Source organism: Streptomyces sp. NPDC050619 (assembly GCF_040654815.1).
GTDB lineage: Bacteria > Actinomycetota > Actinomycetes > Streptomycetales > Streptomycetaceae > Streptomyces.
The window spans coordinates 131482-143042 of sequence record NZ_JBFAIR010000027.1 but is presented as its reverse complement, the minus strand read 5'-3'; the positions used below and the strand labels follow the sequence as shown (position 1 = coordinate 143042).

General features: G+C 72.1%; 8 protein-coding genes. 3 read left to right on the top strand and 5 right to left on the bottom strand.

Going from position 1 to position 11561, the window contains the following annotated elements:
* Positions 1-6 precede the first annotated feature (6 nt).
* Positions 7-444 carry a MarR family transcriptional regulator gene (locus tag AB0I77_RS35985; RefSeq protein WP_363286986.1) on the bottom strand — a complete coding sequence of 146 codons (438 nt, stop codon included), beginning with the start codon at positions 442-444 and terminating at the stop codon, positions 7-9.
* A gap of 150 nt (positions 445-594) precedes the next feature.
* Between AB0I77_RS35985 and AB0I77_RS35980 the strand changes: the two genes are divergently transcribed.
* The 3 genes from AB0I77_RS35980 to AB0I77_RS35970 all read left to right on the top strand — a co-directional run bounded on the left by AB0I77_RS35980 (position 595) and on the right by AB0I77_RS35970 (position 3624).
* Positions 595-777, top strand: coding sequence for a ribbon-helix-helix protein, CopG family (locus tag AB0I77_RS35980; protein WP_189949620.1), 183 nt, complete (start codon positions 595-597; stop codon positions 775-777).
* Positions 778-835: 58 nt separating this feature from the next.
* A complete protein-coding gene (locus tag AB0I77_RS35975) occupies positions 836-1117 on the top strand; it encodes a DUF2530 domain-containing protein (protein WP_363286985.1) in 282 nt (93 codons plus the stop codon).
* 113 nt (positions 1118-1230) lie between these two features.
* Entirely contained in the window at positions 1231-3624 is a 2394-nt protein-coding gene (locus AB0I77_RS35970) for a cation-translocating P-type ATPase (RefSeq protein ID WP_363286984.1), read from the top strand.
* Between the two features lie 32 nt (positions 3625-3656).
* Here AB0I77_RS35970 and AB0I77_RS35965 read toward each other — a convergent pair whose 3' ends face one another.
* From AB0I77_RS35965 to AB0I77_RS35950, 4 genes are all read right to left on the bottom strand, one after another.
* Positions 3657-4553, bottom strand: coding sequence for a hypothetical protein (locus AB0I77_RS35965; protein ID WP_363286983.1), 897 nt, complete (start codon positions 4551-4553; stop codon positions 3657-3659).
* Positions 4554-4741: 188 nt separating this feature from the next.
* Entirely contained in the window at positions 4742-5611 is an 870-nt protein-coding gene (locus tag AB0I77_RS35960; RefSeq protein ID WP_363286982.1) for a calcium-binding protein, read from the bottom strand.
* 111 nt (positions 5612-5722) lie between these two features.
* Positions 5723-8875, bottom strand: coding sequence for a molecular chaperone Hsp90 (locus AB0I77_RS35955; RefSeq protein ID WP_363286981.1), 3153 nt, complete (start codon positions 8873-8875; stop codon positions 5723-5725).
* A gap of 1605 nt (positions 8876-10480) precedes the next feature.
* The gene (locus AB0I77_RS35950; RefSeq protein WP_363286980.1) at positions 10481-11407 is read right to left on the bottom strand and encodes a DUF3027 domain-containing protein; all 927 of its coding nucleotides are present in this window, start codon (positions 11405-11407) and stop codon (positions 10481-10483) included.
* Positions 11408-11561: the final 154 nt, after the last annotated feature.

Genomic DNA, 11561 nt, shown 5'->3' with positions numbered 1-11561 from the left:
ACGCTGCTACAGGTGTGCGAGCTTCTCCAGCACGGGGGCGGCGGCGCGCAGTTTGGCCCACTCGTCCTCGTCCAGGCCGTCGACCAAGGTGGCCAGGAAGGCGTTCCGCTTGCGGCGGCTCTCTTCGAGCATGGCTTCGGCCTGCTCGGTCTTCGTGACGACCTTCTGGCGCCGGTCTTCGGGGTGCGGCTCCAGCCGGACCAGTCCCTTGGCTTCGAGCAGCGCCACGATGCGGGTCATCGAGGGCGGCTGGACATGCTCCTTGCGGGCGAGTTCGCCCGGGGTGGCCTTGCCGAAGACGGACAGGGTGCCGAGCACCGACATCTCGGTCGGGCTCAGCGACTCGTCGACCCGCTGGTGCTTGAGTCGACGGGACAGCCGCATTACGGCGGAGCGAAGGGAGTTCACGGCGGCAGCGTCGTCGCCATGGGTAAGGTCCGGCATCTCCTTAGGATAACTCATTACTCTGGCTAAACAAGCTGGGGGAACGGCGAATTCCCGTGAGGTCGGCCAGGGACACCCGATCCTCACCCGTACGAGTGAGTCGACGGCGGAAAGTGAACGCCATCCGGAGCATGCCGCGACCCTCGTGTCATGGGGACCAGCGTGCTCAGCCTGCGGATAGACGGGGAGCTGCTCGAGCGGCTCCGGCACCATGCGGCCAAAAGGGGGATGAGCGTCCAGGACTATGTGGTCCGGACCCTCGTCCGGGACGACTTCGACGAACGGTTCCAGACCGCCGTCGAGGAGACGGAGAAGTTCTACGGGGTCACGTGAGCGGGGCCTCCCGAGGCCATCTCCGCGCGTAGACGAGATCGTCTCGTAAGCTGGCCCCATGGCGAAGTGGACACCGACACGCGAGGCGCCGGAGCCCCTGGAGGGCCCCGTCGTCGCCACCGTCACGGGTGGCACCATCCTCTGGTTCGTCCTCTTCCTGGTCCAGCTCCCCTTCTACGGCTGGTTCGACGACCACGGGCACACCTGGTGGCTGTGGACCTGCCTGGCCGGCGGCGGCCTCGGCTTCATCGGCATCTGGTACGTCCGCAAGCGCGACGCGGCGCTGAAGAAGGCGGCGCAGACTGCCGACGAGGACGCCCCCGCCCGTGCTGCCGAATGACCAACGCCCCCTAGTACCACGGCATCACTGACCCTCGTCCCGTCTCATCCCCAGGTCGGATCTTCCGCGCACTCGGCGGGTGAAGCCGTAAATCGGCACGTACCGTCGGATGCATGACGCACATCGACGCGGGCGCCGAACTCGACCCGGCGCACCCGACGACGGTCCCGGCCGCGGTGACCGGCCTCACCGCGGCCGAGGTCGCCGAGCGGGTGGCGCGGGGGCAGGTCAACGACGTCCCGGTGCGCAGCAGCCGGTCCACGGCCGAGATCGTCCGGGCGAACGTCTTCACCCGGTTCAACGCGATCATCGGCGTGCTCTGGGTGATCATGCTGTCCGTCGCGCCGATCCAGGACAGCCTGTTCGGCTTCGTGATCCTCGCCAACACCGGCATCGGGATCATCCAGGAGTGGCGGGCGAAGAAGACCCTTGACTCGCTGGCCGTGATCGGGGAGGCGCGGCCCACCGTACGGCGGGACGGGGCCGCCGCCGAGGTCAGCACCTCCGAGATCGTGCTGGACGACCTGATAGAGATCGGGCCCGGCGACAAGGCCGTCGTCGACGGGGTGTGCGTCGAGGCCGACGGGCTGGAGATCGACGAGTCGCTGCTCACCGGCGAGGCCGATCCGGTGGTCAAGCGGCCGGGGGACCAGGTCATGTCCGGGAGCTTCGTCGTCGCGGGCGGCGGCGCCTTCCAGGCGACCAAGGTCGGGCGCGAGGCCTACGCCGTGCAGCTGGCCGAGGAGGCCTCCCGCTTCACGCTCGTCCACTCCGAGCTGCGCACCGGCATCTCCACGATCCTCAAGTACGTGACGTGGATGATGGTCCCGACCGCGATCGGCCTGATCATCAGCCAGCTGTTCGTGAAGGACAACGACCTCAAGGACTCCATCGCCCGCACGGTCGGCGGCATCGTGCCCATGGTCCCCGAGGGGCTGGTGCTCCTCACCTCGGTCGCCTTCGCGATCGGCGTCATCCGGCTCGGCCGCAAACAGTGCCTGGTGCAGGAGCTCCCCGCGATCGAGGGCCTCGCCCGCGTCGACACGGTCTGCCTCGACAAGACCGGCACGCTCACCGAGGGCGGCATGGACGTTACCGAGCTGCGGGCGCTCAACGGCAGCGACGAGGCGTACGTCCGTGGCGTCCTCGGCGCCCTCGGCGAGTCCGACCCGCGGCCCAACGCCTCCCTCCAGGCCATCATCGACGCCTACCCGGACGCCAGGGACTGGCGCTGCACCGAGTCCCTCCCCTTCTCCTCGGCCCGCAAGTACAGCGGCGCCTCCTTCAGCGAGGGCAACGGAGACACCAGTACGTGGCTGCTCGGCGCCCCGGACGTCCTCCTCGCCGACGACGACCCCGCCCTCGCCGAGACCGAACGGATGAACGAGCAGGGGCTGCGGGTACTGCTGCTGGCCCGGGCCGCCGGCGACCTCGGCGACCCCGAGGTCGGCCAGAACGCCAAGCCCACCGCCCTCGTCGTACTGGAGCAGCGGCTGCGGCCGGACGCGGGCGACACCCTGCGCTACTTCGCCGAGCAGGACGTGCGCGCCAAGGTCATCTCCGGGGACAACGCGGTGTCGGTGGGCGCCGTGGCCTCGAAGCTCGGACTCGAGGGATCCACGGTCGACGCACGCCGGCTGCCCGCCGACCGGGACAGCATGGGGCAGGCCCTGGACGAGGGCACGGTGTTCGGCCGGGTCACCCCGCAGCAGAAGCGGGACATGGTGGGCGCGCTCCAGTCGCGCGGGCACACGGTCGCGATGACCGGCGACGGCGTGAACGACGTCCTGGCCCTGAAGGACGCCGACATCGGCGTGGCCATGGGCTCGGGCTCGGAGGCCACCCGGGCGGTCGCGCAGATCGTGCTGCTCAACAACAGCTTCGCGACACTGCCCTCGGTGGTCGCGGAGGGCCGTCGGGTCATCGGCAACATCACCCGGGTCGCGACCCTCTTCCTGGTGAAGACGGTCTACTCGGTGCTGCTGGCCATCTTCGTGGTGTGCTGGCAGGTCGAATACCCCTTCCTGCCCCGCCACCTGACCCTGCTCTCCACGCTGACCATCGGCGTCCCGGCCTTCTTCCTGGCCCTCGCCCCCAACAAGGAACGCGCCCGGCCCCACTTCGTCCGGCGGGTCATGCGGTACTCGGTCCCCGGCGGGATCATCGCCGCGGTGGCGACGTTCACGACGTATCTCATCGCCCGCAACCACTACACGGGCAGCGGCGCCCTGGACGCGGAGACCAGCGTCGCCACGCTGACGCTCTTCCTGATCTCCATGTGGGTGCTGGCGATCATCGCCCGCCCCTACACCTGGTGGCGGATCGGGCTGGTGGCGGCGATGGGCGCCGGGTTCCTGCTGGTGCTGGTGGTGCCGTGGCTCCAGGAGTTCTTCGCGCTGAAGCTGGTGGGGATGACGATGCCGTGGATCGCGGTCGGCATCTCGGCGGTGGCGGCGGTCACCCTGGAACTGGCGTGGAAGTGGGTCGACCGCCGCTTTCCGGCTTAGCCGTACAGCAGGGGGTTATTTACAGCAGGGGGTTACTTCACGTCGACGTAGTCGCCGGCGGCCGAGACGGCCGGGGTCGTCGTGGTGCCGGCGAAGCTGAAGCGCCAGTAGCCGTCGTAGGTGGCCGTGGCGGTGGCCTTCACGTTGCCGTACGAGTCGGAGTTCACCGTCTTGATGGTGGTGTACGTGCTCGTGCCGGCCTTGCGGAACTGAAGCTTGACGGGCTGGACGGTGTAGCCGTGGTACTCGTTGTCCTCCCAGTTGGCGCGGGACAGCTTGCCCGTGGAGGTCACCGTCTTGCCCTTGTAGACCGGCTCGGGACCGGCGTTGACCGTCAGCTTGGAGTAGCGCTGCACCTTGGTGGTGCCGAGGCTGCCCTGGTCGGTTTCGCCCTGGTTGCTGTAGGTGATGGCCAGCGCGCCGGCCGACCAGGTGCCGGCGTCGGCGTTGACCAGGTCGCCCTCGGCCGGGCGGATGTCGATGTCGCCCTTGCAGTTGGCGGTGGTCGACGAGGTCGCGGTGCAGGTCGCCGCTTCGTCGCCCAGGGCCGCGTTGCTCGGGGAGTCGAACGTGCCCTTGTAGATGTACGGGCCGGTGGCGAAGTCGTCGGAGGTGATGTCGACGTCCGCGCCGTGGGTCATCGTGTAGGTGACCGTGGTGGCGACCATGTTGGTCGTGCCGACCTTGATCGCACTGGCGATCTTGAGGTTCGAGAAGGTGACGTCCGGGCCGTCCGTCGTGTCGGCGGCGGTGCTGAACGCGGTGATGCCGGAGCCGGCGGAGTGCGAGGCGGCGAAGGCCTTCGTGGCGTCCGTACGGTAGTCCGCACGGGAGGGTGCCGAGCTGCCGGCGGCCTGCGCGGCCGGCACGGCAAGGGCGGTAAGGGCCAGGGCGCCGGTGACGGCGGCCACGGTGGCACGTATGCGCATGTGCGTTTCCCCAAGTGATCGTGGAGTCGGGGTGACTCACGTGATCAGATCCGTGCCGGATGGGGCGGGTTGTACGGGCCGATGCGGATTTTGTCCGGGCATACGCAACCTTGGTGCCCGTATTACGAAGTGCACCGCCGGACCCGGAGTTTTCCGGAACCGACGGTGCACGGCGTTACTGCGAGCTGTTACTGCACGTCGACGTAGTCACCGGCGGCGGTGGCCGTACCGGTGGTCGCGGTGCCCGCGAAGGTGAAGCGGTAGTAGCCGTCGACAGAGGCCGTCGTCGTGGTCTTCAGGGCGCCCGTCGTGCTCGACGTGATGCCCTTCACGTTCGTGTAGGTCGTCGTGCCCGCCTTGCGGAACTGAAGCACCGCCTTCTGGGTGGAGTAGCCCTTGTAGGTGCCGGTCTCCCAGTTGGCGCGGCTCAGCTTGCCGGTGACCGTGATGGTCTTGCCCTTCGCCACCGGCTCCGGCGCGGCGTTGACAGTCACCTTCGCGGCGCGCTTGACCTTGTGGGTCGTGTGGAAGTCGTTCCAGTAGACGCTGGCGTCACCCGCGAGGACGCCGGCGGTCACGTGCCAGGTGCCGGCCAGCGCGTTCATGTACAGGTCGCCTTCGAAGCCCGGCGTGGCGGTCATGGTCAGCTTGCAGGTGGACGTGGTGGCGCTGGACGCGGTGCAGGTGGCCGCGTCCTCGTTCGCCAGCAGCAGTCCGTCGATGTTCTCGAGGTCGGGACCGTGCCACAGGTCGATGTACGCGTCCTCGATACCGGCGGAGTGGCTGGCGGTCAGCGACACCGTGAAGGTCTTGACGGTCGTGGTGCCCATGACGAGGTCCTTGCCGGCGTTGACCGTCACCTTGGACACGACGGGCAGTTCCTCGGCGGCGGCCGACGCGCCGAACGCGGACTTGGCCGAGGACGCGCCGAAAGCCTCGGCGGCGCTCGGCTTGTCGATGCTCGCGGCGCCCTGGGCGCCGGCCTGGGCGGCCGGCACGAGGAGGGCGGAGAGGGCCAGGGCGCCGGTGACGGCGGCCACGGTGGCTCGAATGCGCATCTATTCCCCAGTTTTAAATGATCAAGGAGTCTCTTGACTCATGTGATCAGATTCGCGAGCCAGGGGAATGGTTGTGCGACTGGTGAGAATTTCGTGAGAGAAATTTCAAGATCAGTCGAACCAGCGGTCCCGCGCCAACTCCTCCGTCCGCGACGGGTCTTCCAGCAGCGCCGCGACCTCGAAGCGGCGCGGCCACTGCCGGGCCGCCCAGGCGAGACCGGCGGCGACGCCCTCCAGGGTGGCGGCGTGCAGGACGCCGTCCGTGGTGAGGCGCCAGTCCAGGGCGACCCCGTCGACGACGAGTTCCTCGTGCTCGACGTACGTCGCGGGCGTCCGCGCCCCGAGCAGCACCCGCACCGACTCCGGTACGTCGTGCTCGGTGCCCTCGGAGTCGATCTCGCCGGTGACGGACTCGCTCAGCCGCCGCACCTGGAACAGCTCGGCCAGTTCGGCGGCGCGCGCGGGCCGTACCGGCAGCAGCGGGATGCCGTCGGTGAACGGCAGCAGGTCCGGCGAGTCGACGACCACCGCGCCGGCCGCGTCCACCACCTCGACCCGTCCGTCGACGACGGCCCGCAGCTCGTCCGGCAGGGTCACCTGCTCGGGGTCCAGGTCGGCCAAGGCGCCGTAGAGGGCGTGCAGTTGGACGCCGGTGACCTGCCGGTCCGGGTCGGCGAGCCGGTCGAGGAGCTCGGCGGCGCCGCCGGGTTCGTCGAGCAGCGCGGCCACGGACGTCCGTACGCCGAGCGCCCGCAGCACCTGCTCGTCGTCGAACCCGGTCGCGTCGGCCTCGTCGTAGAGCCCGCGCAGCAGCGGGTCGCCGCCGGCAGCCAGCAGGCCGGCCGGGCGGCGGCCGTCGAGCACCGGGTTTCCGCGCAGCCACCAGGCGGTGTACGGCCGTACGAGCTCGTGCGTGCCGTCCGGCAGCAGGATGCGCAGGGGCTGGACGAGCGCGTCGCGCAAGGGGGGCTGGGACAGCAGAGCGAGCGCCTGTGCCCACTTGTCGTCGTCGACGAGGTCCAGATCGCGTACGGCGATCAGCTCGGGGGCGACGGGCGGTACGGGGGTGTCCGGGAAGCGGTCGAGGATGTCCTCGCACCACACGTCCACGGCGTCGAGCAGTCCGGCGTCGTCCGGCCTGGCGAAGTCTCCTTCGCGGGGCTCCAGTTCGTCCGGGTCGAGGACGACGTCGGTGGCCCGGACGAGGGCGAAGTTGGCGAGCACACCGCAGGCGGCCAGCGGCTGTTCGCCCCATTTGTCCGCCAACTCGGTGTCCACGCAGGCGAGTTCGTCCTCCCGCATGACCTGGGCGAACGGGCTGCCGGGCAGGACGAGTTCACCGGCGGGGGACAGTTCCCCCTCCTCGTCCGGCAGGGCGAGGGCGCCGAGCCAGGGCTCGTCGCCGGGTTCCAGGCGCGCGTCCCGGACGAGGGCGAGGACGGTGTCGGCCAGTTCCTCGGCGTCGGGTGTGTCCTCTTCCCAGGCCATCCCGCCCTCGTCGTCGAGGGAGGCGGCGACGGCGGCGCGGACCTGCGGGGTGGTGAGCACCGCGCGCGGGGTCGCGGGCAGGGCGCCGAGCTTCTCCAGGAGGGGGTGGGCGGCGTCCGGGTGGGCGACCTTGAGGCCGAGCCGGGCGAGGATCTCCGGGTCGACCGGGGCGCTGTCCGGGGCGGGGAGCAGCACCTGCCGGGGCCCGATGGTCGTCCGCCCGTCGGCGAGCGGGACCGGCAGTCCGGAGAGCCGGTCCGGGTCCACCCCGGCCAGGCTGTCGTACAGCCGCCGCCACCAGTCGGGCTCCTTCTCCAGCCCGGCCAGCCGGTCCACGGCGTCGGTCAGCGGGACCCGGGCCACGCCCAACGTCCGCAGCTCCACGCGCCGTTCGAGCCCGGCGGGCAGGAGGGTGGGCAGCACCTCGGCGAGGACGCGCACGGTGTCGGCGCCCGCGCTCTCGACGATCTCCGCGTCGCGGGGCCGGAGGGCTTCGGGCAGCTCCGAGTCGAGGTCCTTGTCCCGCCCGGAGTCCCGCCCGGAGGGTGCCACGGCGGGCGGCAGGAAGGAGGTGCGCGGAAGGCGCTCCAGGATGGCCTGCCGCAGCGCGCCGTCCAGCTCGCCCTTGCCCAGCGCGCCGGGCACGAGACCGATGATGCCGGCGGTCACCGGCCGCCAGTCGCCGAGGAGCGCGGCGTACGCGTCCGCCGCGCGCTGGACGAGGAAGTCGGTCAGCGGGCCGGGGGCGGCGTGCCGGCGGGTGGTGTCCAGCGGGAAGGACGCGATGAGCAGGGCGGGGACGCCGAGGGGCTCGTCGCTGGGGGTGGGTGCGTGCACGAAGGGGCTGGTCCGGGGCCGGGCCGGGGTGCCCTCGGCGTCGACGGGCACGGCCCAGGTGACCGACCAGTGGGGCCGCAGCCGCTCCTCGACGGGCCGGTCGGCGAGCAGGTCGGGCGTGAGGGGGCCGCTCGCGGACACCGCGCGCCAGTAGGTCGTACCGTCCCGCGAGTCCTCTACGACGGTGAAGACGCCGTCGGTGCGGCGGCGCAGGGTCCGGGGAGTGTCGTCGCCGACGGTCTCGATCACGACCTCCTCCAGCCCGGGCAGGGCGAGGAGCAGGGCGTCGTCGACGGCGGCCAGGAGGCGTTCGGCGAGGTCGGCGGCGGCCGGGTCGCGCAGGGGCAGGATGACGGCCGTGTCGTACGGGTCGGGGGCGGTGCCCTCGGCGGCGAACGGCAGCCGGAGCAGGGGCACGTGCCCGTCCCGCCGGCGGATCTCGTCACCGAGCCCCGGGCTGTGCCGGGCCACGTCGGCGGCCAGCTCGCGGGCCTCGGCGAGGGACCAGCGGACCCCGCCGTGCCGGCCGACTACGGCGGGCGAGTCGGTGACGGAGAGGACGGCGGCGAACCCGACGCCGAAGCGGCCGACCGCGCTGTCGTGGGTGTCGCGCTTGGCGGAGGCGCGGAGGGTCGACAGGGACTCCACTCCCGCCGCGTCGAGAGGTGCGCCGGTGTTGGCGGCGACGAGGACGTCCTCGCGGAGGGTGAGCCGCAGACGGCCGGGTACGCCCGCCCTGGCGGCGGCATCGGCGGCGTTCTGCGCGAGCTCGACGACGAGCCGATCCCGATACCCCCCGAGGACAAGATCCTCCTCGGCGTTCGCGTCCTCGCGGAAGCGGGCGGGACTGGTGGCCCAGGCGTCGAGTACCCCGCGCCTGAGCCGGGCGGTCCCGAAGGGGTCCGCGCCCTCGGCCGCGGGCCGCACGAACTTGCTCACGTTTCCTTCTCCTCATCGACGTGAGGACGAAGGTACCGCCTGGGAAGCGCGGGTGCGCCGCCGCCCGCCCTGGGGCTGGGGGCGGGGGGCGGGGGCGGGGGCGGGGGCGGGGCTTCGGGTGGGGGGAGGGGCTGGGGGTGGGGCTGGGGGTGGGGCTGGGGGTGGGGCTGGGGGTGGGGCTGGGTCACCGCGGAACGGGTCGGCCGCCTGAGCGGAGTTCATCGGCACCGTGGGGCCGCCCGCTTCTTGGCCAGTGTCGTGCTTCCACGACCCGAGTAAAGGGCGCTCCGCTGACGCTCCGCGTCGGCTACGCCGATGGCCCTGCGGGCCACCCTTGACTCGGCTCGCTCCAGCACGGGGAAGAAGCGAGCGGGCGGCCTGGGGAAAGCGGGGGCCGGGGTGGGCGGCCCCTCGGGTTGGTCGAGGGGGCGGGCCGGGGTGAGGGGGCGCGCTCGCGCCTCGTCGGCACGCCGGGTCGGTTTGGCGGCGAGCGGTGGGTGGGGGGTGCGGGGCGCGTCGGCGGGATGGGGGCACGCCGGGTGGGCTTAGCGGCGAGCTGTGAGTGGGGAGTCACGAGGGCGCGACGGCGGGATGGGGGCACGCCGGGTGGGCTTAGCGGCGAGTGGTGAGTGGGGGGTGCGAGGGCGCGACGGCGGGGCGTGGGCACCGGGGCGGCTCAGGGCCTGTCCGGTGGCTCACGGCCGCCCACCGGGCTCAGCTCGATGCCTGGGCGCCGGTCAGCTCCGCGACACGGACAGCGGCCTCCTCCGGCAGAAGGGCGGCTCGCCCGTGGCCCAGACGGCCCCCACGGACATGCGGCCGACGCACCACCCGCTGTCAGCCCCCGTCGCAGCGAAGGATGGCACCACACCCGCCGAGCGCCCACCCCGCCCCCTTCGCATCACGAGGTGCCGAAGAGGGCGGCCCCAGGCAGTGATTGGCAGATCTGTTCCACCTCCGCGAGCGCAAGACGTAGGTCACGTGCATTGTGGGTGGAACAGATCTGCCAATCACGGGCGAGCGCCCGGCCGGCCGGGCTGCCCCCCGCGCGCACCGCCCCCGGCCCGCAAGGCACCGAACCGGGCCGGCGTGCCACCAACCGGCCGGTGTACCTCCGGCCAAGCCGGTGTACCTCCGGCCAAGGACGGGCCCGATCGCCGCCGAGCCGACGCGGCGTGCCGGCGAGGCGCGAGCGCGCCCCCTCGCCCCGGCCCGCCCCTCGACCAACCCGAGGGGCCGCCCACCCGGGCCCCGCTTTCCCCAGGCCGCCCGCTCGCTTCTTCCCCGTGCTGGAGCGAGCCGAGTCAAGGGTGGCCCGCAGGGCCATCGGCGTAGCCGACGCGGAGCGTCAGCGGAGCGCCCTTTACTCGGGTCGTGGAAGCACGACACTGGCCAAGAAGCGGGCGGCCCCAACGGTCACTTGCCAACGCCGGACGCGAAGGAGAGACGGAGTTACCTGGGATCGGAGACCGGTCGGCCGTTGGTCAAGTCCTCACCCCCGACGCGGAGTCGGGCCGGGGCCGCGCCGCTGGCTCGACCGAGCCCTCACCGCCCCCACCGACCCCACCGCCCTCTCAGCCGACCAGGTCTTCGCGGACGCGAGTCCTACGAGTGCCCCAACTCCGCCGCATCCTCATCGGAAACATCCGGCACAGACCCCGAATCCCGCGCCGGCCGCAGCGGAAACGGATCCACTCGCGTCTCGTCGATCACCGGCGGAGCCGGCCGTGGTGGAGCCGGCATGACCGCCGCCTCGGAGTGACCCCCGCAGCCGTACGCCAGCGAAACGACCTGCCCGTCGGCCGGTGAGAACTCGTTCGCGCAGACCCCGAAGGCCTGCCCCAGCGATCCTCCGACCGGCACCAGGAAGCCGCAGCTCACGCAGGACGCGGGGGCCGCCTGGGCCATCGGGGTCTTCGCGCCGTGCGAGTCCTCCCAGCGGTCGGCCGCGACGTGCAGGCCGTAGCGGGACAGGACCCGGGCCCGGCGCATGCCGAGTTCCTCGGCGACCGCGGCGATCGAACCGCGGGCGGGGGCGGCGGGCAGCTTCGCCGGGGCGCCCTCGGTGACCTCGGCGTCCTCCGCCTCGACCAGCTCGGCCATCTCCTCCGAGACGGGCGCGCTCGGCAGCGGCTCGTCCTCGCCGGTGTAGCCGGGCTCCAGGCGCAGGTCCTCGGCGTCCGTCGGGAGCAGGTCCCCCGGGCCCATGTCGCCCGGCCGCAGGCGCTCGCTCCACGGGACCCACTCGGGGGCCAGCAGCGCGTCCGGTCCCGGCAGCAGGACCACCTCGTCCAGGGTCACGAGCTTCGCGCGGGAGGCCCGGGCGACCGTCACGGCCCAGCGCCAGCCGCGATACCCCAGTTCCTTGCACTCGAAGAAGTGCGTGACGACGCGGTCACCCTCGGACACCAGCCCCGCGTGCTCGCCGACGACGCCTGGCGCGGCGGCCTCCTCGGCGGCGGAGCGGGCCAGGTCGACGGCCTCGGCGCACAGGCGGTCGGGGGTGCGGCTTCGGGTGGTCGCTGCGCTCACAGGTATCGCTTCTCTCCTACGCCGTCTCTCGGGTGCGTCTGCCGAGGCGGCGGGGCGGACGGAGCGGACCGGGGGACCGCGTCGACGTCCGCGCCCGCTCGCGCTCGGGCGCACCTGTGCCATCCATTCTGCGGGATGGTTGAGATACGCACGC

Bases quoted from the DNA above. Each gene is read 5' to 3' on its own strand.
- AB0I77_RS35980 (WP_189949620.1), top strand. From the start codon at position 595: ATGGGGACCAGCGTGCTCAGCCTGCGGATAGACGGGGAGCTGCTCGAG.
- AB0I77_RS35975 (WP_363286985.1), top strand. From the start codon at position 836: ATGGCGAAGTGGACACCGACACGCGAGGCGCCGGAGCCCCTGGAGGGC.
- AB0I77_RS35960 (WP_363286982.1), bottom strand. From the start codon at position 5,611: ATGCGCATTCGAGCCACCGTGGCCGCCGTCACCGGCGCCCTGGCCCTC.
- AB0I77_RS35985 (WP_363286986.1), bottom strand. From the start codon at position 444: ATGCCGGACCTTACCCATGGCGACGACGCTGCCGCCGTGAACTCCCTT.
- AB0I77_RS35965 (WP_363286983.1), bottom strand. From the start codon at position 4,553: ATGCGCATACGTGCCACCGTGGCCGCCGTCACCGGCGCCCTGGCCCTT.
- AB0I77_RS35970 (WP_363286984.1), top strand. From the start codon at position 1,231: ATGACGCACATCGACGCGGGCGCCGAACTCGACCCGGCGCACCCGACG.